The organism is Spirosoma sp. 48-14, assembly GCF_001898575.1.
In the GTDB taxonomy this organism is placed as follows: domain Bacteria; phylum Bacteroidota; class Bacteroidia; order Cytophagales; family Spirosomataceae; genus Spirosoma.
In genome coordinates this window covers 467,124-490,642 of record NZ_MKUD01000001.1, presented here as the reverse complement: position 1 = coordinate 490,642, position 23,519 = coordinate 467,124, and the positions used below count along the sequence as shown (strand labels likewise).

13 protein-coding genes are annotated in these 23,519 nt (G+C 50.2%); 5 read left to right on the top strand and 8 right to left on the bottom strand.

The window, feature by feature from the left end; all coding sequences use genetic code 11:
• Positions 1 to 7: 7 nt before the first annotated feature.
• Positions 8 to 1,144 (bottom strand): Gfo/Idh/MocA family oxidoreductase, encoded by a 1,137-nt coding sequence (locus tag BGO59_RS01860; RefSeq protein ID WP_293680253.1) that lies wholly within the window; start codon positions 1,142 to 1,144, stop codon positions 8 to 10.
• Positions 1,145 to 1,460: 316 nt separating this feature from the next.
• Between BGO59_RS01860 and BGO59_RS01855 the strand changes: the two genes are divergently transcribed.
• Entirely contained in the window at positions 1,461 to 2,711 is a 1,251-nt protein-coding gene (locus tag BGO59_RS01855) for a sugar MFS transporter (RefSeq protein ID WP_293679622.1), read from the top strand.
• Between the two features lie 101 nt (positions 2,712 to 2,812).
• Here BGO59_RS01855 and BGO59_RS01850 read toward each other — a convergent pair whose 3' ends face one another.
• Together BGO59_RS01850 and BGO59_RS01845 are read right to left on the bottom strand one after the other, a co-directional pair.
• Entirely contained in the window at positions 2,813 to 3,709 is an 897-nt protein-coding gene (locus tag BGO59_RS01850) for an Ig-like domain-containing protein (RefSeq protein WP_293679620.1), read from the bottom strand.
• A gap of 142 nt (positions 3,710 to 3,851) precedes the next feature.
• Positions 3,852 to 9,107: an S-layer family protein gene (locus BGO59_RS01845; protein ID WP_293679617.1), complete on the bottom strand. Its 5,256-nt coding sequence runs from the start codon at positions 9,105 to 9,107 to the stop codon at positions 3,852 to 3,854.
• A 700-nt stretch (positions 9,108 to 9,807) separates the two neighbouring features.
• On the opposite strand from BGO59_RS01845, the gene BGO59_RS01840 reads away from it, so the two are divergent.
• The 3 genes from BGO59_RS01840 to BGO59_RS01830 all read left to right on the top strand — a co-directional run bounded on the left by BGO59_RS01840 (position 9,808) and on the right by BGO59_RS01830 (position 13,820).
• A complete protein-coding gene (locus BGO59_RS01840) occupies positions 9,808 to 11,358 on the top strand; it encodes a DUF1800 domain-containing protein (RefSeq protein WP_293679615.1) in 1,551 nt (516 codons plus the stop codon).
• A gap of 87 nt (positions 11,359 to 11,445) precedes the next feature.
• Positions 11,446 to 13,014, top strand: a complete 1,569-nt coding sequence (locus BGO59_RS01835; protein WP_293679612.1) for a DUF1501 domain-containing protein — start codon at positions 11,446 to 11,448, stop codon at positions 13,012 to 13,014.
• Positions 13,015 to 13,577: 563 nt separating this feature from the next.
• A complete protein-coding gene (locus BGO59_RS01830; RefSeq protein ID WP_293679609.1) occupies positions 13,578 to 13,820 on the top strand; it encodes a hypothetical protein in 243 nt (80 codons plus the stop codon).
• 49 nt (positions 13,821 to 13,869) lie between these two features.
• On the opposite strand, the gene BGO59_RS01825 is transcribed toward BGO59_RS01830, so the two are convergent.
• Positions 13,870 to 14,031: a hypothetical protein gene (locus tag BGO59_RS01825; RefSeq protein WP_293679606.1), complete on the bottom strand. Its 162-nt coding sequence runs from the start codon at positions 14,029 to 14,031 to the stop codon at positions 13,870 to 13,872.
• Positions 14,032 to 14,119: 88 nt separating this feature from the next.
• Between BGO59_RS01825 and BGO59_RS01820 the strand changes: the two genes are divergently transcribed.
• Positions 14,120 to 15,658: a serine hydrolase gene (locus BGO59_RS01820; RefSeq protein ID WP_293679603.1), complete on the top strand. Its 1,539-nt coding sequence runs from the start codon at positions 14,120 to 14,122 to the stop codon at positions 15,656 to 15,658.
• A 110-nt stretch (positions 15,659 to 15,768) separates the two neighbouring features.
• On the opposite strand, the gene BGO59_RS01815 is transcribed toward BGO59_RS01820, so the two are convergent.
• The 4 genes from BGO59_RS01815 to BGO59_RS01800 form a co-directional block, all read right to left on the bottom strand.
• Entirely contained in the window at positions 15,769 to 16,239 is a 471-nt protein-coding gene (locus BGO59_RS01815; RefSeq protein ID WP_293679601.1) for a hypothetical protein, read from the bottom strand.
• Between the two features lie 82 nt (positions 16,240 to 16,321).
• Positions 16,322 to 17,236 carry an LEA type 2 family protein gene (locus tag BGO59_RS01810; protein WP_293679598.1) on the bottom strand — a complete coding sequence of 305 codons (915 nt, stop codon included), beginning with the start codon at positions 17,234 to 17,236 and terminating at the stop codon, positions 16,322 to 16,324.
• 162 nt (positions 17,237 to 17,398) lie between these two features.
• Positions 17,399 to 18,070: a DUF429 domain-containing protein gene (locus tag BGO59_RS01805; protein WP_293679595.1), complete on the bottom strand. Its 672-nt coding sequence runs from the start codon at positions 18,068 to 18,070 to the stop codon at positions 17,399 to 17,401.
• A gap of 153 nt (positions 18,071 to 18,223) precedes the next feature.
• The gene (locus BGO59_RS01800) at positions 18,224 to 23,497 is read right to left on the bottom strand and encodes a leucine-rich repeat domain-containing protein (protein ID WP_293679592.1); all 5,274 of its coding nucleotides are present in this window, start codon (positions 23,495 to 23,497) and stop codon (positions 18,224 to 18,226) included.
• Positions 23,498 to 23,519 lie beyond the last annotated feature (22 nt).

The window sequence follows — 23,519 nt, the reverse complement described above, 5'->3', positions numbered from 1 at the left end:
CGCTCTTTCACTCTTTAAATTTCGTCCACTTAGTCGTGTCGTCCTGGCTGGAGGCAATCACCGTGTCGATAAAAGCCAGACCACGAACGCCATCCGCTACCGAAGGGAAGTCGTAAATCGGGTCAGGATCGCGGCCTTCCATGTGCGCTTTCACAGCATAGGCAAAGTTGCGATACAGGTTAGCGAACGCTTCGAAAAACCCTTCGGGATGGCCCGATGGAAGCCGCCAGTGCGCTTTGGCAGCCGCCGACAGATCACCGACGTTCGGTCGGATGATGCGCTGACCTTCCTGTGTTTTGTATTTGAGCGTATTGGGTTCCATCTGGTGCCACTCCAGACCGCCCAGTTCGCCGTATACGAAAATTTTCAGCGCATTTTCTTCGCCATTGGCAATCTGGCTGGCGTGCAGAACTCCTTTGGCACCACCTTCGAAGCGAAGCAGTACGTTTCCATCGTCATCGAGCAGACGACCCGGAACAAAAGTGCTCAGATCAGCACAGAGTTCGGCAATTTGCAGCCCCGTAACGTATTCGGCCAGGTTTTCAGCATGAGTACCAATATCGCCCATACAACCCGCAGCTCCTGATTTCGACGGGTCGGTACGCCAGATGGCCTGTTTGTAGTTGTTGTCTTCTTCTTTTTTCGACAACCAGCCCTGTGGGTACTCTACGACTACTTTCCGAATCTTTCCCAGTTTCCCGTTGCGCACCATGTCGCGGGCTTCTTTCACCATTGGGTAGCCCGTGTAGTTATGCGTTAAGCCAAATACCAATCCCGACTTTTCAACGATTTCGGCCAGCTCTCTGGCTTCTTCTAGGTTGAGGGTCATGGGTTTGTCGCACATCACATGGAACCCATTTTCGAGCGCCATCTTGGCGGGGGGAAAGTGCATGTGGTTGGGCGTTACGATGGAAATAAAATCCATCCGCTCACCTTCCGGCAGCGCTTTCTCTTTCTGGATCATTTCCTCATAGGAGGAATAAACCCGGTCTTCGGGCAGGTACAACGCATGACCAGTCGCTTTTGATTTGTCGGGCGATGAACTGAAGCAGCCACAAACCAGTTCAATTTCGTTGTCCAGGCTAGCGGCCCGGCGGTGAACAGCGCCAATGAAGGCATCGAGCCCTCCGCCAACCATACCCATTCGCAATTTTCTGTGCATTGGTAATGAAGTTGAGAGTAAACAGGGTAAAAAAGCGGTTTACAGGGGGCAGTTTACTATAGTTTATGGCAAGTTTCAGGTTTCAAGTTTGACGTTTTGTTCATTAAACCTGCAACTTGCAACCTGAACCAGGTGAACGTCTTTCCATGCGCCCCTTTTTTCGCGGCTGGAAATTAGCGGTTTTCTCTTATTTTTCGGAAATTTTGCACAAAAACGGTCGAAGAGCGGGGAGTTTATCTGTTCATTCGCCTTTTGTTCGTTAATTAACTTAAACTCACTAAATCCTCTCTTGTAGAAAATGAATCAAACCGTCAATCCATCGCGACTGTTTCTGGCCAGTTGCTTCGCACTGATCACAACTGCCTTTTCGTTCAGTATTCGGGCTGGTATTCTGCCTCAGCTAGGTACCGAACTTGGGCTATCGGCTGAGCAGTTAGGTTTCATCAACTCCATGTGGTTCTTCGGCTTCCCGATTGCTATGATTGTTGGTGGGCTGGTTTATTACTCAGTAGGGCCCAAGGTCATTATGAATGTGGCTTTTCTTTGCCATACGCTGGGGATCCTGCTGACGATCTACGCGGGAAGTTATTCGACCCTGCTGATTTCGACCCTGCTGATTGGTATCGGGAATGGCTGTACAGAAGCCGCTTGTAATCCGATGATTGCCGATATGTTTACGGGCGCTCAGATGAACAAGATGCTGAATCGCTTCCACATGTGGTTTCCCGGTGGTATCGTGATCGGTAGCCTGCTCTCTAAATTCATGACCGATGCGGGTCTGTCGTGGCAAACCCAGGTTTGGGTCATTATGATCCCTACCGTGGTTTATGCGTTCCTGTTTTTTGGCCAGGCGTTCCCAACCTCGAAAGAAGTAAAGGCCACTTCGCTGGGCAGTAATTTTCAGGCCATGCTTACCCCGCTTTTCCTGTTTATGTTCGTTTGTATGGCCTTCACCGCCATTTCAGAATTCGGTCCACAGCAGTGGGTTGGCCTGATTATGAGTAAGAGTGGTGCTACGCCGATGTATATCCTGGCTCTAACAACAGGTCTGATGGCCATTGGCCGTTATTTTGGTGGCCCAATCATCCATCGGCTCAATCAAACGGGCGTACTGCTGGGTGGTGCCGTTTTTGCAACTATCGGCATTTACTTATTCAGCACGCAAACAGGATCTATGGCCTACGTGGCTGCTATTTTCTTTGCCATTGGCGTCTGTTATTTTTGGCCGACCATGATTGGGTTCGTTGCCGAAAATATTCCGGCTAGTGGTGCGCTGGGTATGTCGATCATTGGTGGTGTAGGTATGTTCTCTACCTCCATCTGGCAACCCATTATTGGTGGTTGGATTGATTCAGCCAAAGTTGAAAAAGCGACTACTGGGTTAACTGGAGATGCCTTGGAACTGGCTGCGGGTCAGGCTACACTTGCCAAAATGACCATGTTCCCAATCTTCCTGATTGTTGCCTTTGTTGTACTGTGGTTCTGGATGCGTAATCGCAAGCCTGGTCATGTCGATGAAAAACTCGTAGCTGAACAGCCTCAGTTATAGTCGATTGATTGGTAGCCCGGCACATTGACCGGCTCTTTATAGAAACAGCCCTTGCTTCTTTACATAGCTAAGAAGCAAGGGCTGTTTTTTATTGGTCAGGTTCATCGCCTTCGGTGAAGTACCGTAATAACAATAGGGATGCATTTTGGCTGGCAGTTATTGCTCACGGTAAACGTTGTGGTTGCCAGGTTACTCAGGCCCGCTATTGTACTGGCTCGACCTGTAAGGGTATGAAGGCCAGTGCTAAACGGAATGCTACAGGACCAGCTACCATCCTGAGCCGCGTTGGTCGAGCAGAGCTGGTTACCGCCTTCAAGAAGGGTTACACTAGCTCCTGCCGTGGCTGTACCACTGACGGTTACGGTGGTTGTGGTGAGGGTGGAATTGGCGACTGGACTTAGAATGGCGATGGTGGGCGAAGGGGCACAAGTCGCACTCCCCACATTGTAGTTGCCTTTCCAGGCGTTGTACAACATCCCATTCGACGCAAAACCGAGCGCCGTCAGATCATTGCCGACGTTGATCGGTTGGGTTGGTGGATTAGGCTGAAATGGGTCGTTAGCAGTCCATATCTCAATCGGTCCGGTACAGGCACCATTATTGGCGAAGGTGAACAGGACAGTCTCCTGTGTGGCACTATAAGGTAGCATGGGTGCACTTGGGGTAAGTCCGAAAATGAAATAATCATAGCCCGGATTTTCGACGGGATGGCGAACCGTTGTGTTATTGCTCCAGATCCCATTGCTACTTTGCAGGTTGGTTACGGTAAAACTGTTAGTCGGGGCTACTATAGTCACCTGGCCGCTGTTCGTCAGGCGATTGACTCCCGAAAGGCTTAATGTGCTTGTTAATGATACCTGGTAAGTGACTTTATCGGGAAGGAGCTTAACAGCATAATAAATGCCATCCTGAGCCAGACAAACCGGCATGCCACCCGCCCCAATCAGCAAAAAGAGGAGAAGCTTCGGATACTGCTTTAACCGTATAGAACTAGTCATAAGAATTTTTGGGTCGTTAGTAGGCCTGGTGTATTCATCGTATAAACTGGGTACAGCAGGTTATTTATGTGTTCGTTAAGCAATGAAAATGGTTTAGCCCGAGATACCCGCCTGAACAGGGGTATCTCGGGCATGGCATATGTTAGGGAATCTGCTCCTGAACGATATAGGATATATCGTACGTATTGTCCAGCGCCGAGTACAGAATCACAGTCGAAAAAATTGTCAGTAAGTCGTTATCCGGACCCTGATACCTTATTTCGCCATCCAGGTTTACATCGCCTGTTTGGTAGCGTTGTACAATGTAAGTTGGCAATGAAAGTGTGTTGCCGTTTTCCAGAAGTACCTGACTAAACACGTTGGTGAGATCGTTACCATTGCCTTGATAAATGACACGTCGTTTGGATGACCCGTCGACTCCATTGGTGTTACCTGGCCATAGCACTTGCTTACTGTTGATAAGCCGCTGGGCATTCGTGCCGTATGTGAGTGTCGATAGGGTGGTGAAGTCAACCGTTACGGCTGTACTACTTAATGCCAGCGTATTCAATGTGGCTACACCCAGGTGGTTTCGATGGCGGATGGCTACATAATAGCTACCCGCGCCGACACTGAACGATAGGGGAGATGTGCCATCTGCATCAACAACATCACCGTCGCGTTGAACCAGTGCCGCCTTCGTGGCGATTACTGTCGACGCACTGGATGGACTTCGCAGCTCGACAAACACCCAATCGACAATGGCATTGGCACCAGTGGTACTGAGTACATCAGAAGTGGTTGATTCGTTGCCTCCTCCACCTACGTGCGTGAATCCAGAACCAACAAGCAAAGCAGAAGAGTAGGGCTGAATTAAAGGTAAAAGATTTCGCTCGCGCAGGTTATCGCGCATTAACCCCGTTGTGGCATCGTATGCCCCACCCAGGAACACCTTAGGACGAATAACGACCAGTGGATCGGTTACCGTAATGGTTGTGCTCGCCGTAACGCTTACTGGACTGTCGCAGTTGATCGGCAGGGTGCCATTCGTGGCTGTGTAAGAAATTGTATAGGAGCCAGCTGTAGCAAAGGTCAGCGAAGCCGTTGGTGTTCCGGTACCATTGGTAGCTGGACTAATCCCCGAAATCTGACTGACTGACCAACTCAATACGCCAGGCGTTCCTCCCTGTGCTGTAATGGTAATACTCTCTCCAATATTGAGCGATACTGCTGAAGGGGATAATGTAAGTGCTGATGGCGTTGTACACGGGGGAGCTACCACGGTGAAGCTCGTAACGGCCGAAGCGGAGCCGCCGATAGTGGTGACAAGGGCGGTGACACTTACCGTGCCAGGGGTTATTGTAAGCGAAGTACACGACCAACTTCCGGCTCCTGATACAGCTACTACACAAGGGACATTGCCGGGTGCTAATACCGTCACACTGCTATTGGGCGTGGCTGTTCCGCTAACTACTGGATAAAGGTAGGTAGTTGAATTGGCAGCTGGGGTGCTGATCACAATGGTTGGGGGAGCAACGGCCGTAAACGAAGTGGTCGTCGTGGCTGTACCACCAACATTGCTGGCAATAGCGGTTAACGTAACGGGACCAGCCGTTAACACCAGCGAACTACATGACCAACTGGTGCCTGCTACAGTTGGCAGGCAGGATTGCCCACCGGGGGCCAGCAGCGTAACAGATGCCCCGGCTGTAACGGTACCGCTTACTAGTGGCGTAAGGCTGGTCAGGCTATTAGGAGCCGGAACCTGAATCGCAATGGTGGGTGGATTAATGGCTGTAAACGAAGTGGTCGTTGTAGCCGTACCACCAATGTTGCTGGCAATGGCGGTTAACGTAACAGGGCCAGCCGTTAGCACCAGCGAACTACATGACCAACTGGTACCTACTACAGTTGGCAGGCAGGATTGCCCTCCAGGAGCCAGCAGTGTAACAGATGCCCCGGCCGTAACGCTACCACTTACCAGCGGGGTAAGGCTGGTCAGGCTATTGGGGGCTGGAACCTGAATCGCAATGGTAGGTGGAGCTACTGCCAGAAAAGTTGTTGTAGCGGTAGCACTGCCCACTTCATTGACGGCTACGGCCGTTAAGGTTACTGGGCCAGCCGTTAAGGTCAGGGAGTTACATAACCAGTTGCCACTTCCATCGACGGTTGGGGTACAGGATTGACCGCCGGGGGCTAAAATCGTCACGCTTGCTCCTGTTGTAACAGTGCCGCTTACGGTCGGTGTCAGGTTGGTTTGGCTACTGGCTGTAGGAGTATTGATCGCAACAGTGGGTATAACATGAACCAGAACGGTTGTTGAGCAACTACCTGTTGCTTCGGCTGACGTAACAGTCAATGACCGCACCCCACGCGGGCTGCTGCCATCGTAGCTGAATGGTAATGTAAACGACGTTTGACCACTCAGGATGGTTTGGGTACTCACCCCTGTAATGCCACTACCCACTACAGATACAGAGGTGGTTCCCGCCAGATTGACAGTCAATGGGAACGTTAGTGTGCCCGAAGAAGGATAGCCCACGATGAGCGTACCGCTGACCGTTGAGGAAGCACAGTTGCCAAACGTAAAGGCACCCGGACATTGATACGCCATCCCTGCCGGGAAACTGACCGACGCGTTGTATACGGAACAGGTCTGTCCAAACTCGGCAAAGCCGTAGTAGATATTTGTCAAGGAGCCAATCGTGCCTAAGGCCCCCAGGCGAATTTCTACTTCGTCAAATTCTTTGGTCGTCTGGAATCGTACTTTATACTTGCCCGTCGATAAAATCGATACATCCAGTAGGGCACTGGTGGTGACTAACTCCTGAAGAAGCGTTCCTTTATAGGTAACGACTGTGAGCGAATTGATAAGGGTAGCCTGCACCAGTGATGTATTTTCGACGACAAATCCGGCATAGTCGCCAGCCGAAGCCATCCGACTTAGTTTAGCCCGAATGTAGCCGTAGCCCGATACACCAACGGTAGTCGTAATACTGGCACTATTGGTTATATCGGCGTCGCCCACTGCCGATACATTGGTGATGGCGCACCCAACACAGGCCGCACTGACAAAGCCGCTCGACGAAACACCTACAGTGGTATTGTTGGGTGCCGATGTCGGATTTACTTTCGTGCATACCTGATAGGTAAATGCAGCGGTTCCGGAACTAGGGTCAGATGGTCGGAAGTTAATCGTCCCATTGGTATTGGCGGTGGCAGTACCATTGCCCGGTTGAGAAACGATGCTGACCGTAGTGGGGTCGACTATTCCTGACCCACTGGGAATATCGTTCGACAACACGCTGAACGACTGAGGGCAGGCTGTTTGGGACAATACATCCGTACAGAGATTGGCGGGGAAGGCTACATTGAAGGTGAGCGATTGGTACTGGGGATTCGGTTTCGCAAACCCATAATAGACGTCCGTTGTCGCCAATAAGCCTAAACCTGCTTTCACGCTTAACTCAACTTCATCAAAATTCGACGATGTGGTTGGAAAACTGATTTCGTAGCGTGACCCACTCAGAAGCTGTACATTAGCCAGGCTGGGCACCGTGTAACTGTCTTTCTGGACACCACCCAGGTACGTTCGAATGGTCAGCGTGGGAAAGGTGGATACAGAGAGTAAGCCACTGTTGCCGATGACAAAACCGGCCAGATCCCCTTTTTGCCCGGTGCCGTTCAGTTTTGCCCGAACGGATACCGTTCCAGCTACAGCTACTGTCTGGTTGATGGTGGCAAAATCGCTTGTACTGGCCGATGTCAGACTGCCGAGACTTGATACGCTACAAAGGGCACAGGTAAGGTCTTTATCGAAATTGGCTGCCGACGATGTGATGTAGGATGTCGACGTAACGGAGGCTGCCTGTAAGGTAAAGGTAGCTATCCCGGCGGCTGATGTGTTGGGCTGGAATCGGATCGTGCCATCACTATTTACATAGATATAGCCTGTAGAGGGTTGAGAAACAACCTGAACCGTTGACGCGTCGACCGTTCGGGGGGCTGTAGCGGTAAATGAGGAGAGGAAATTTAGTGTCTGGCCGCATGAGGCTAACGTAGTCAGTACCGAATAGCTGGCTGTAGCCGTAGCGGTTCCGCCAATATTGCTGGCTGTGGCCGTCAGCGTAACCGGACCTGCTGGTAAAGCAAATGAGCTACAGGACCAGGCGCCAGTGCTGGCATTGGCGGTTGTAACGCACGATTGGCTATTGGGCCCCAGTAAGGTTACACTGGCACTTGGCGTAGCCGTACCGCTTACGGTAGGAGAGTTGCTGATTTGGGTACCGGCAGTTGGACTCTGAATCGCGATTGTAGGGGGCGGATTAGCCGTAAATGTCGTCGTTGTTGTTGTTCGTCCACCCACGTTTCCGGCAGTAGCGGTAAGGGTAACCGGGCCGGTTGGAACCGTGATGGAACTACAGGACCAGTTGCCGCTGCCGTCGGCCGTAGTGACACAGGACGAACCGTTGGGGCTGGTAACGGTCACACTCGCGCCACTGGTAGCCGTACCACTTACAATGGGTGACTGATTGGTCTGGGCGCTTAGAGCGGGACTGGTGATCACAATAGTAGGAGGGGCTACCGCCGTAAAGCTAACGGTAGCTGTATTGCCGGGGCCTACACTATTTCGAACTACAGCCGTCAGCGTAACGGGGCCTGCCAATAATGTCAGCGAATTGCACGACCAGTTGCCCGTGCCGCCGTCACTTACTACGCATGACTGACCACCCGGTGCCGTAAGGGTTACGCTCGAATTGGCCGTAACCGTGCCACTCACAGTAGGCGTTAGGTTGGTCAAACTAGCTGCTGATGGGCTCAGAATTGCCACAACAGGCAGTAGCGAACAGTTGGCTCCGCCAACTCCGTAATTACCGAGCCAGGCATTACTGACACCTGCCAGGGTAAATCCTTGTGCGGTCAGGTCGTTTCCTACATTGATCGGCTGGACTGGGGGATTGGGCTTAAATGGGTCAGTACTCGCCCATACCTCAAGAGCACCTGCACAACTGCCCGTATTCCGAAAGGTGAATAAAATGGTTTCTGTACTGGCCGTATAGGGGATAGATACCCCGTTATTCGTCAGACCAAAGATAAAATAGTCTTTACTGCTATTTTGAGAAGGAGCCCGAACGGTTGTGTTATTGGCCCAGGTACCATTGACCGACGATAGCGAGGTTACCGTAAAGCTGTTAGCAGGGGCCACAATGGTAATCTGAGCACTGTTTGTCTGCCGGTCACTGCCAGTAAAACTTACGGTACTGGACAGAGATACCTGATACGTGACCCCATCCGACAGGAGCTTCACTGAATAACGAATGCCGGTCTGGCCCCAAGCTGCTGTAGAAACTATCAGAAGAAGACTAATGGACCACAGAGCGAAGAAACGTTTGAGTAGATTGAGTAGAGTTGCTGGCATAAGGAGGTTATTCCAAATTGGTAAAAAGAGATGATAGGATAGAAAACAGGTGACTGATGGATCAGATACAAATGGGAAACAGGCAAACCGACCACATCATAGCCTTTGTGTTTGGTTAGAAAATACGTAGTACGTGAAGGCGTTACTGGTGGGCTGTAGCCACAAACAAATAGAACATCACAGACCTATTGTGGATGGGCTTACGCTAAGAAATGGTAAGTGTCCGGGCAATAGTCCTGAGCAATAAAAAGCAGCTATTGTAGTTGGATAAGTATAAGCAAAATCACTTAATCGATAGCCTTGTAAAAAATACTGTGGCGAAGGATTAAGCGTCTATTGAACTAATTATAGACTCAATTTTAATATAACCAATATATGTTTATGGGAACAAAAACTATACCTACCATCTAATTTTAGTGGATATAGGTAAATTAAAAATTACTAATATTGTGTAAAAGGTCATTTAATTGTGTTTTATTTTAATATAGGTTACTGTTAGCTAATTTTGGAATGAAAAGCCGAATAGGCCACAAAAAATGATCCGAATGTTAGTGGTATTTTTACTTATTTTTTAAAAGGTCATTCAGTTAGGCTTGATGTTTATTAAAATGGAATTAATGTTGAGCTTGACTTTAAACTCTGACGGTGAAATTTTTGTCACTAACCAATAGTCTAACCCAGTACTTTAATCGATGATGTTGTGGCTCTACTTGATGCGTATACAAAACCGCTAACCGCCAGTCAGGTCGCTTACCTACTTCGACGGACTACCTTCGGCCCTACGCCCGACCAGCTCAAAACACTTACGGGACAAACAGCCGCTCAGATCGTTACAAAACTGCTGGCCGATCAGCCCACGCCTGCTCCTCCGCTCGATCCTACAACCAGCAAGACGTTTACTGATCAGCCATTCGATCAAACAAATGCCGGAAAGCTGGAAGGCTACGTAAAACTCTGGTGGGCCAATCTGATGCTCAATCAGCCGGTGTCGTTGCTGGAGAAAATGACCCTCTTCTGGTCCAATCATTTCGTAACCAACGATTCGACCGTCAATGATTACCGATTTATGTATCGGTATAACACCTTACTTCGACAGTATGCACTGGGCAATTTCAAAGCGTTTGCTGTTGCCGTTACCCAGGACCCGGCCATGCTGCGGTTTCTGAACGGCAACCAGAACGTAGCGGGTACACCCAATGAAAACTACGCTCGCGAACTTCAGGAGTTGTTTACAATTGGCCGAAACGGTGGCTACACCGAAGCGGATGTACGTGCGGCTGCCAGAGCCTTAACGGGTTGGGCTGATACCGGCTACCGCGATGCATCGACGGCAACGATTGGGAGCACGTTTCGGGCAAGTCGGCACGACACCACGGATAAAACCTTTTCGGCAACCTACCAGAATACGGTTATCAAAGGCCGCTCGGGGAATAACGCAGGTTTAGATGAGTTGAATGATTTACTCGATATGATCCTGAAAAATGCCGAGACGGCCCGCTACATCTGCCGTCGCATTTATCGTTGGTTCGTCAATTTTGATATTACTACCGACGTCGAAACGAATGTGATTATTCCGCTTGCTGATCTATTCCGAAAGTCGAATTTTGAGTTGAAACCCATCATGTCGGCGCTGTTACAGAGTCAGCACTTTTTCGATTCGGCCTTGCAGGGGGCTATGATCAAATCGCCGACGGATCTGGTTATTGGTACATTTCGGTTCTGGGGAGTACAGGCGCCTGACCCGACGCAAAATATAACGGGCTACTACCAGATTGCTAATTATAGCTATAGCCGGGTAAAGGAACAGCAACAGGATTTGCTGAATCCGCCTACCGTATTTGGCTGGACGGCTTATTACCAGACGGATTACTACCAGCAATGGATCAATTCGACAACTCTGGGGTTACGCGGTTTTTTTGGGGATGCGCTTACTACCAATGCCCTTAAGCTAAATGGTAAGGCCGTTATTGACGTATTGGCCTACGCAAAAACGCTGTCGGATCCTACCGACCCTGCCAAACTGGTAAACGATATGGTCGCCCAATTGATTGCTATTCCGCTGGACCAGTCCCAGAAAGACTTTCTGACCGATACCGTTTTGCTCAATAACTTACCGCGCTATGAATGGACTGCCGAATGGAACGATTACATCAAGGCGTCAAACGATGCGGCTAAAAAACAGGCCGTCCAGATCAAGCTAACTACCTTTCTGCAGTACGTTTTCCGAATGGCCGAATACCAGATTGTATAAAGAGCGAAAGAGTGAATGAGTGAAAGAGCGAAGGCTCTCAGGCTACTCATTCACTCTTTCGCTCATTCACTCTTTCGCTCTTTACTTATGAAGCGTCGTAATTTTCTTCACTATGCGGCTTCGTCGTTGCTGCCGGTTATGATTGATGGCTTCGGAGCCCGTGCGCTTGCCCGTTCGTCGTCGTTTGTTAATTCATTAGTCAATCTGGCGGCTGCGAGCGACCGGGTACTGGTGATTATTCAGTTGCAGGGAGGCAACGATGGCCTGAATACGGTTATCCCGCTCGATCAGATGGGGGTTTACACCTCGGCCAGTTTTCGGAAGAATATTGCTATACCGGAAGATAAAGCACTTAAGTTGAAAAATTATCCTGGTACGGGCCTTCATCCGGCCATGACCGGGTTACAGCAACTGTTCAACGATGGTAAACTGAGCATTGTTCAGGGCGTATCGTATCCAACGCCAAACTTCTCGCATTTCAGGGCCAGCGACATCTGGATGACAGCCGTTGATGCGACCCAAACGGCCGATTCGGGCTGGGCCGGTCGTTATCTGGATAAGCGGTTTCCAGGGTTTCCCAGTAACTACCCTACTACACAGATGCCCGATCCGCCAGCTATCCAGATTGGGTATGTGACATCCACAACCTTGCTAGGTCCTTCCGATTCGATGGCAATTGTGTTGCAGGACCCCGATACGTTTGCCCGGCTGGTAGGGGATAAACCGAATTCACCCACAACAAGCCTGACAGGCTATGTAGGTCAGCAAGTTGAGTTCATTCGGCAACAGCAGGCGAGTTCGGTGAGTTATGCCGGGCAAATAAAGACGGCGGCTGGCAAGGGGAAAAATCTGGCTACGTATCCGACGGGTAATGCGCTGGCCGAACAATTGAAGATCATTGCCCGACTCATTAACGGTGGTCTTCAGACGAAGGTGTATTATGTTACGTTAGGCGGTTTCGATAACCATGCCGCCCAGGTGGTAGCCACCGACACAACTACCGGCACACACGCGAATTTACTAAAAGCGCTGTCGGATGCGGTGCTGGCTTTTCAGAATGATCTGGCCCAATTGAAGCTGGAGGATCGGGTAGTAGGCATGACCTTTTCAGAATTTGGTCGACGGGCTATCTCGAACAGCAGTTACGGTACCGATCACGGCACATCGGCCCCTATGTTTGTGTTTGGTACGGCCATTAAGTCGCCGATGGTGGGTAAGAATCCAAACCTGAGCGACCTGGATAATAACAACCTGAAAATGCAGACCGATTTCCGGCAGGTGTACGCGGCTATTCTGACCGATTGGTTTGGTACCGACGCTACGACCGAAACGGCTTCGTTGTTCAGAGATTTTCCAGTTGCTACCGTGTTCCGTGCGCCAGCTGTCGTTACGGGTACTGAGCCACTAAGTGATGATACGAAATTGTACCCGAATCCTGCTTCTACTCAGGTGACTCTGGAATCGGACTGGCTGACGCAGGGCGTTAAATCGCTTCAATTGGCTAACATGCAGGGGCGTTTTATAGGTGTCGAAGCATCACGGCCAACCACGAAATCACTCCAACTTGATGTTAGTAAACTGCCCATGGGCGATTATGTTCTACGCGTTGAAACCACTCAGGGAACGCTGACCAAACGGGTAATGGTTGTGCGGTAAAAGCTCATCTTTTTCTACTTGTTGCCGTTTAAGCTACTATATTGGTGGCTTGCTGGCCCGTTTGCTTTAATTTAAAAAGTAGACAAACTTGACTTACTATGGCGTTTGATGCATATGGTAACCTCACTCCGTACGCAGTTATAGAACTAGATTTAGACGTGTTCCGCCAGCAATTCGTTGAGCAATTTCCGTTTTCTACTAAGCGAAACTGGCTTTTTGATGTATTCGTTAGCTACATGAATGATGTGAAACAAACTGTAAAAACGGAAGTTACTGTTTAGGTTGATGGAAGTTTTATAACTCGAAAGCTGGAACCAAACGATATTGACTTTGTTGTTTTTATCGACTACCAAGTATATTTTCAATTCGAAAAAGCAATCGAGCAAATTCGACAACGACGTTTTTTGATAAATAGTGGAATTGATGGCTATTTCGTGATACATTACCCAGAGGGGCATCGTCGGCGAAACTGGTTTGAGTCGGATCAGATTCGATGGCTTCACGATTTTGGTACGAGCCTTGCAAACCGTAAAAAAGGTATTGTTCAACTGAATTTTTGAGCCATGGAATCACTGGATGAAATCGTACACAACACTGAACAGCGGGCGGCTGCTATAGCCCGACTTCTTAAGTTGATAGAAATGGATACGGCTATCATCCGTCGGCACCAGGATGCCCATGATGAGAGTATCTATACCCAGCAATATATCGAACTTCGTGCCCGTAATTTAATGACACTTACACAACTGCTGGAAGCGGATGGGCTGTTGAAAGCTAATCTTCAACTGGGCAATCGGGCGGCTTAATTGTATCTGTCAGTTATAGTATTATAAGTTGAGGGGATGTTAATAATTTTCACTGCCGACGGCGGATATAGTCTCTTACTTCATCCATAAAACGGTTGGCCTTGAACAGCACAATCAGCAGTTTAATGAGCGTCAGAACGAGAAGGCCGGGAAACAAGAGCGCAAAAACTCCCCAGAAAACCAGCAAAAAGTCGGATATAGTTTGATTCATGGGAATTAAGTTTCTGAGTTGACGAACAACATAGAAGCAGGTCACTTATCTTGCAGTGTACCTATTTGTGTAGAAATCGTTTTGTGCTATGCTTCGTCACGTACTCGTTGCTTTCCTTATCATTTGCTTGATTCCCAAAGGGTTTTCTCAAGCTCAGCCTTCATTCATTACCGATAGCCTTGATGCCTACATCAAACGCGGGATGGCCGACTGGCAGATTCCAGGATTGGCTATTGCTATTGTTAAAGACGGTAAGGTCGTGGTATCGAAAGGATATGGGGTTCGGGAAGTAGGGGCGTCTGGCAAATCGGAACCCGTCGATGAAAATACCCTCTTTTTCATTGCATCCAATACCAAATTGTTTACGGGTACAGCGATCGCTAAGCTGGACGACGAAAAGAAGCTGTCGCTGAATGATAACGTGACGAAATACCTGCCCGACTATAAGCTCTACGACCCAGCTGCTACACAACTCGTGACGATTCGGGATGTACTTTCGCATCGACTGGGGACCAAGACGTTTCAGGGCGATTTTACGTTCTGGAACAGCAACCTCAGCAGGGCAGAAGTGGTCAGACGAATGCGGCTGCTGAAACCGGAAGGCCAGTTTCGGCAAGACTATGGGTACTGTAACTCCGGTTTTGTAACGGCAGGCGAGATTGTGGCAAAGGTGTCGGGGCAATCGTGGGAACAGTATGTTGAAAGCAACATCATCAGGCCGTTGGGCATGACTAATACCTACACGCTCACCACAGGTGCTGAGAATCGACCGAACATGGCTAGACCCTACACAAACAGCTTTGGTCCATTGAAACGGTTGCCGTACGACAATATCGACAACCTGGCCCCGGCGGGCAGCCTGGTTTCCTGTGTGAAAGACCTGAGCAAGTGGCTCATGATGCAACTGGATAGTGGTCGGTTCGAGGGGAAGCGCATCCTACCCTGGTCGGTGGTTCAGAAAACGCGCGATGGGAATACGATCCTGACGACGCGAAAGTCGGGCCTGTTTCCAACGCACGTACGTACTTACGGCCTGGGTGTACTGATGACCGACTATGCAGGTCGACAAGTGTACTGGCATACGGGGGGCGCGTTCGGTTTTGTGACCAACACCTGTTTTGTGCCCGAAGAAAAACTGGCCATTACGATTCTGACCAATCAGGATAATCAAAACTTTTTCGAAGCCCTGCGCTACCAGATTCTGGACGCTTACCTGGGTGTACCGTATACCGATCGAAGTCGTTTCTTCTTGCCCGGAGCACAGTCGGAAGCGAAAAAACAGGCCGAAGAATTACAGGCCATGGCGGACCGAGTAGCGAAAAAGGCCAGGCCCATTTTACCGTTAGCAACGTATGTGGGCACTTACCACAATCCGATTTATGGAGCCATATCGATCAAGACGGAGGGAGATGGGCTAAACGTTTCCTTCGAGCATCACCCCAACCTGACGGCCAAACTTGAGTATATGGACGATAACACCTTCCGGCTGACTTACTCGAATCAGGCATATGGAATTTTTCCGGCGAAGTTTACCGTCAAAGGGAATGCGGTTTCAGGCGTTGATATCAAGGCCAGTGATTTTGTGGAATTTGATGCGTATTCATTCCTGAAAACATCAGCTCATTGACTTTGTCAGGCGACGAAAAAGCATACGGGTATGCACCAATGACTGGATGCCCGGATCCATCGTATAAAGAGTAACGTATAGCCGCCGATTTCACCTGCGACTCATTGGAGTCAGGGCTTGGCTCGCACTCGTTTTTCCACGAATTTGTCACCACCCCAGGTGTCGGCGGGCATTTCCTTACCCGCCCGGTCGAACACTTTTTTGAAGCCCGAAAAAAGCAGCGTATCACCACGTAGTTCCCAGGTTTGCTGATCAGCATACCCCACCCAGGTTGTGTCGTCGTAGTAACGAAAGGTTTCTTTGTATTGATTGCCCTCCAGGGCGTATGTGCCTGCCCCTGCGCCGTGAAAACTGCCGTCAGGATTGTAATGGATGAAGCTGAAAAAGCCATCGTGAAAAATCTTAATCTGCTGTGGCCGAATGGGTTTTTCCAGCTTACCATCTACTCGATTTTCGACCAATTCCCAGGCCCCCTCAATCGATGACTGGCTTTGCCGATCTGCCTCCAATTCAGAAGGCTTGTCGGCTTTCTGACAGGCAGTTACCAAAAATACTATACCTAATACAGCGATGGTTTTCACGAGATGTGTAGGTTGTTTTAGTCACAAACCTATACACAAGTGATGGGGAGGGATTGTAAAAATGCGACATTCTACAACCCATCTACTTTTTAAGTTTTTTGAAATCGTCCAGCGTACCCCGAATGGTTGACGCAAACTTACTGTGTTGGAGCATTGGGTCATTTCGGCGATCGATCAGTTTGCAGCGGAACGTAACTTCGTAAGGGGTGTCTTTCTTATCAAACAGCATTTTGGGCAATACGCTCAAGGTTTTACCGGGTCGGGCCGTTACCGGAAAAATGACCGGAGTCGTCGCCTGCGCTTTAATCAGAATAGGCTCCGGTTGGTCGCCCTCCGCTATCTGTTTGCCGTTTATGGTAACCGTATAATGCGCATCAGTGATGTTCATGGGAAACCTGTTCTTATTGGTTATAGCTACTTTAGCGGCCACGTCCGTTCGCTTTAAGCCCAATGGCCCAAAATCAATGTCCTCGATCTTGATCTTCGGAATAAAAAAAGTGGGGAGTCGTCGTTCGATGGTGGTGGTAAATGTTTTCTCGCCCAGAATGGGGATATCGAGCGCAAACGATGAACTTACTTTGTAGGTCGTACTGTCAATGTCCTTGCGTTCAAGGGGTTTCAGAACGCTGGTAGCCGTTTTTACCATCAGCTTCACCGGCAGTTTTATCAGGGTACTATCGCCCGCTTTAAGCTCAATAGGCTTTTTGTATGCGTCTTTAACAATGGGAGTATTGGCAATGAATACGGTGTAGTCTAGCTGATGCGCTTTAAAACCAACCGGCAACGGATTGTCGATCAGCATATACATGGTTAAGTCCACGGCATCGTCGCTGATTCCCGTGATATCGAAACGCGTTAATTCCAGTCGGGGTTTGAGGGTATTGTCGTAAGGGCCTTTTTCGGAGGCCGCTTCGTGCCGTAAACGGCTGTACCATATATAGCCACCGGCCACGAGAAGCAGCACAACTACCAACGCAATTATCCATCCCTTTTTCATAACGTGTCGCCTTATCTAACGTAAGTCTATCAACCGTTATGAATCAGCAGTGTTTATAATTTGTTACGTAAGGGCTTGGGTAAATCGGAAGAAACGGGCCGTACCAGCAGTTGACACATTTGTCACTTGGGTTAATTGGGGAGATTGATTTCTTTACAAAGCCTAGTACAGAATAACATCCTGCTTATCGAACGGTCTATTTTCTGGTACACATTGCAGATTCGTGTCACTTGCTCTTATCGCCAGAATCGTCGCGTCGATCACATCGTCTACTTTCACATCTTTCCGTTTCGTTATCTTTAGTGTGTTTTCGATTACCTGAGGGTAGCTCTCGGCATGCCTGGCAATGAGGCCCAGCCTGTCAGCTGCCCCTTGAGGGGTTGATTTTTTCGACAGCAATGGTTGCCGCTGGTTGAGATAGTAAAAACAAAGCTCTGGATGTGCTTCGCGTATGGAATAGTCCGGATGATCACCTAGAAACTGGTTCGCTTCCCTTATTTTTGCGCAGATATTCCATGTTTGTTTCGACACGCCTTTGTCAGTGTACAACCTGTTGAGACGGTTTGCCTCTGCGTAGGTGGCTGCGTATACAGCTGCCCGATGTGGGGTAAAAAAAATGGAGGCTCTCTTAACGCCCAGCAACGCTTGTGCCGCTACTTCGCAGATTCGATAGGAGGTATCCGCAAAGTGGAGAGGAATATCGATTAAAGCTAGCTTAACAGGGATAGATTGTAGCTCATTCAGGCTGCGTATCATGCAATGATGCAGACTAGCTTCCTGGTCAATGATGGCAACCAGCCAGCCACCCCGGCATCCATCGATTCCTACGTACATAGCGACCTAAATTCTATTGCTTGCTAGATTAACCTAGATAGGGCGTTAATTGGTTTAGGCTGGTCGCTCAAACCAGCTTTTTTACTGAGATTGGCAGCATCTGATTGCCAGTTCAGAAAAACGCTGGTTTGAGTTCTTCATTCTCTTATTTTATCACAAGCCATTAATAATTCGGGCATACACATTATTGAGTCGATTGACATCATAGCGCCCACTACTATCATCAGCAATGTTTACTGTTATGTTGGACGCACTCCCTGAATTTGCCGTGGTACGAGTGACCAATATTCCTATATTCAGGGTGCTGTTGGCGCCCACTGATTGACCATTATTAAGCGCAAGACTAATCTGCTGACCGGACACACTACTACTTTGATGCCACTTGGTGTTGTCTACGGAAGTAGATTCTCCGCCTGAGACCGAGAAACTGGTGAGGGTATTGTCAAAACTGACGCTGTAGCCAACCGGAACCGTGATAGTGATGAGGATGGCTCCACTGGCCGTTGCTCCATTTACTTCCTGGACTTGAACAAGCAGGACTTTACTGTCGTCAGCGGCAAAATTGGCATTGGATATACTCAGGATGGGCGACAGATCAGGCCCTGTCAGGGCTGTCACGCTGATCAGGGCTGACTGCGAGCAGCCGCTACTGGTAGCCACCACGGTAAAGGTTTGCACTCCAGCGGTGGTGAGGCTGGCCGAGACGGCTGATCCGGTGGCGGGCGTGGTCAGGAGAGCGGTGGGAGGTGCATTCCATTGGTAAGTCGTGGCTCTGGCCAGCTCCCCGGACGAAGCCGTCAGGCTGATCACTACACCCAGGTTGGCCATAGATAACGAGGCCCCGGCGGCTATACTCAGCAGGGGATGGTTGCTGATGGTCGTGGTCGCCGTAGCTGAACAGCCCGCACTGTTGGTGACCGTTACCGAATAGGTGCCTGATGCGTTTACCACAGCGGTTCCTGCCGTAGCGTTTTGACTGACAATGGCAGGCCCGGTAAAGGCATATTCCACACCTCCACTGGCCGCCAGGGTGGTGGACTGACCCGCACAGAGGGTCAGATTGCCTGTCAACATCGGAGTGGGTAGCGCATTTGCTATTAGGTTGAAAGTATTGCTGGTGAGTGAGTTGCAGCCCGATGCAGCCACCGCATAACTGCCTGCATCGCTAAGCTGCAGACTGACCAGGTTGAGTGTGGCCGAGGTCTGTCCGCTCAGAAGTGCCCCATCCTTATACCACTGATAACTGTCGGCACTGCCACTCACGGTAACAGGGATGTGCACCGAACTACCCACGCAGGCAGACTGGCTGGCAGGAAAATCATCGATGTGGGAGAGGGCATTTGCCGAACTACCCGTCCCGTTGCTGCAAAAGGCACTGAAATTACCACCGCCTGGCAGACCTGGATTACCACTCAGGCGGATCGGCTTTCCACAAAATACCGAGAATCCGGCTGGGATACAGCCCGTTAACTGATTGTTGTTGAGAAAAAGGGTTTGTAGACTGTTCAGGGCCGACAGGCTAACAGGAATACTGCCCGTTAACTGATTGCTGGAGAGATCAAGGTCTTTCAAGGTGTTCAGGGCCGACAGGCTGGTAGGGATGCTACCCGTTAATTGATTATTAAAGAGATACAGGTATTGCAGGTTGGTTAGGACCGACAGGCTAACAGGAATGCTGCCTGTCAACAGATTACTGTTAAGCCGAAGGGTTTGCAAGCTGTTCAGGGCTGATAGGCTGTTGGGGATACTACCCGTTAATTGGTTACCATTAAGATAGAGGATTTGTAGGTTGCTTAGGGCCGACAGACCATCTGGAATGTTGCCTGTTAACTGATTACTGTCGAGGAACAATTTTTTTAGGTTGGTGAGCGCACTCAGGCTATTGGGAATGCTGCCCGTTAACTGATTGTTGTAGAGATAAAGGTCTTGTAAGTTACTCAAGGCCGACAGGCTGGTAGGGATGCTGCCTGTTAGCTGATTATTAAAGAGATACAGGTATTGTAGGTTGGTTAGGGCCGACAGGCTCAACGGAATGCTACCGGCTAACTGATTGTCATTGAGGTAGAGGTATTGTAAGCTGGTCAGAGCCGATAGGCTGTTTGGTATTGTCCCAATCAACTTGTTGCGGAATAGATTAATCTCGGTAACGCGACCATTGGCACAGGTAATGCCAAACCAGGGGTTACCTCCATTACCAGTACAGGGGTTGCAGCCCTGTAACCAGCCCGTGTTATCGGTCCAGTTAACCCCATTGGTGGCGGTGTATAAATCGACTAGCGGCTGATAGTCTGGCGACATGGCATTGACCGTAAATGGTGTATTGGCGTTGGCCGAAGCCCCATTATCAGCTACCGTCAGTGTGAATGTCTGTGTCCCCGACCCGGCGGCTGTCCAGCTCTGACTAAACGGCATACTGGAAGTGGTACCGATGGTGGTGCTGCTGCCGTTGGTGAGGGTAAAGTTATAGGCGCCTGTCACGTTGCCCACCGTAGCGGTGAAGGTGGTCGCACTACCCGCACAGGCGGTACTGGACGTAGTGGCAAATCCAGTCAGAGTGATCGCTGTTGACCTGAAGAAATAAGCCGAACCGGTATTGATGAGCATGTTGTTTCCCGACGCATCTTCGGATTCCTGAGGAGCCCCCACCACAAGCTGGTTCCCGCTGACACTCACTGACCAGCCAAAAAGATCATTAGTGGCCCGGTCGCTGGCCATCAGCTTTTTAACCTGCCCCCAATTGTCAGCTCCCCCCTGGTTCTGGTTAAAGACATAGGCTGAACCCGCATCTGCGAGCATGTTGTTTCCCGACGCATCTTCATCTTCCTGAAAAGCGCCCACCACAATGTGGCTTCCACTGTTGCTCACCGAAAAGCCAAATCGATCGTTAGCTGCTCGGTCGCTGGCGACCAGCTTTTTAACCTGCCCCCAGTTGTTAGTTCCTCCCTGGTTCTGGCTAAACACATAGGCCGAACCCGCATTGGTGAGTGTATTGTTTCCCGATACATCTTCGGATTCCTGAGGAGCCCCCACTACAATCTGGCTTCCACTGATACCCACTGAATAGCCAAATACATCGCCTGTTGCGCGGTCGCTGGCGACCAGCTTTTTAACCTGCCCCCAATTGTCAGCTCCCCCCTGGTTCTGATTGAAGACATAGGCTGAACCCGCAAAAGAGAGCGTGTTACCTCCCGACGCATCTTCGGATTCTTGATAAGCGCCCACCACAAGCTGGCTCCCATTAATACTTACCGAATAGCCAAATGCATCGTTAGCTGCTCGGTCGCTGGCAACGATTTTTTTGATCTGTCCCCAGTTGTTGGTTCCGCCCTGGTTCTGATTGAAGATATAGGCTGAACCCGCAACGGAGAGCGTGTTGCCCCCCGACGCATCTTCGGATTCCTGATAAGCGCCCACCACAATATGGCTTCCACTAACGCCCACTGACCAGCCAAACGTGTCTCCTGCTGATCGGTCACTGGCGACCAGCTTTTTAATCTGCCCCCAATTATCAGACCCGCCCTGGTTCTGGCTGAACACATAAGCGGACCCCGCAGCTGAGAGCGTGTTACCTCCCGACGCATCTTCGGATTCCAGAGGAGCCCCCACCACAATCTGGTTTCCATTGATGGCCACTGATAGGCCAAAATAATCATTAGCCGCTCGGTCGCTGGCCACCAGCTTTTGGATCTGGGTCCAGCTGCCGTTTTGCTGTTTGAGCACATAGGCTGAGCCCGCACCTAACAGGGGCTGACCACTGGTTGCATCAAGATAATCCAGATAGGCACCTACCACGGCATAATTGCCATCTATGGCCACCGAAAACCCGTAATTCTGCTTGCCCACATAATCGCTCAGAACTAATTTTTGAGTCTGCCCCCAGTTATCAGTTCCACCCTGGTTCTGGCTAAACACATAGGCCGAACCCGCATCGGTCAACGTGTTACCCCCCGATGCATCTTCGTCTTCCTGATAAGCCCCTGCCACAATTTGGCTCCCACTAATAGCCACCGAAATGCCAAAGAAATCGCCTGTTGCGCGGTCGCTGGCGACCAGCTTTTTAACCTGCCCCCAGTTGTCGGCCCCGCCCTGGTTCTGACTGAATACATAGGCCGAACCCGCAGCGGAGAGCGTGTTGCCCCCCGACGCATCTTCGGATTCCCGATAAGCCCCTACCACAATCTGGCTCCCACTGATACCTACCGAAATGCCAAATTGATCGTTAGCTGCTCGGTCACTGGCCACTAACTTTTTAACCTGCCCCCAGTTGTCAGGCCCGCCCTGGTTCTGGCTGAACACATAGGCCGAACCTGCACTGATGAGCTGACCTGCCGACGCATCTGTGGAGCCCACCACAATCAGGCTCCCACTGATGCCCAACGAATAGCTAAATGTATTGTTAGCTGCTCGGTCACTGGGCACTAGCTTCTTAAGCTGCCCCCAGTTGTCAGGCCCACCCTGGTTCTGGCTGAACACATAGGCGGACCCCGCAGCCGAGAGCGTGTTACCTCCCGATGCATCTTCGTCTTCCTGAAAAGCCCCCACCACAACCAGGCTCCCACTGATGCCGACCGAAAAGCCAAATGCATCGCTAGCTGCTCGGTCGCTGGCTACCAGCTTCTTAAGCTGCCCCCAGTTGTCGGCTCCCCCTTGGTTCTGGCTGAACACGTAGGCAGAACCTGAGTTATTGAGCGTGTTGCCCCCCGATGCATCTTCGTCTTCCTGATAAGCGCCCACCACAACTAGGCTCCCACTGATACTTACCGAATAGCCAAATGCATCGTTAGCTGCTCGGTCGCTGGCTACTAGCTTTCTGACCTGCCCCCAGTTGTCGGCTCCCCCTTGGTTCTGGCTGAACACGTAGGCAGAGCCTGAGTTATTGAGCGTGTTGCCCCCCGATGCATCTTCGTCTTCCTGATAAGCGCCCACCACAATCTGGCTCCCACTGATGGCCACCGAAAACCCAAATGCATCGTTAGCCGCTCGGTCGCTGGCCACCAGCTTTTTAATCTGGGTCCAGGTGCCATTCACGCGCTTGAAAACAATAGCCGAACCTGCAGTAAAGAGCGTATTACTTCCCGAAGCGTCCTCGTCTTCGCCAGGAACACCCACTACAGCATAGTCTCCGTCAATGGCAACAGAATAGCCTAAATAATCTCCGGCTGTCCGGCCGGCGGAAGTAAGCGTGCGTCGGTCGGAGGCCGCCGTCTTAATGATCTGGTTCCAGTCCTGAGCCAGCATCGGGTGCGCTAACAGCAGCAACAGCGGCAGTAGCCTCATCCATCCCACACAGCTTGTGAATATGGTGAATACGTTGTGAAAAACAGAGCGGGAGTTGGTACGCCAACTCCACAGCGAAGAAACCAGCGCAACGGCTGGCTGCTTATGGGATGGGAGGTAAAAATGGGCCATAGAAATAGCAGGTATCATGACTGGTTTGCCTGGGCCAAAA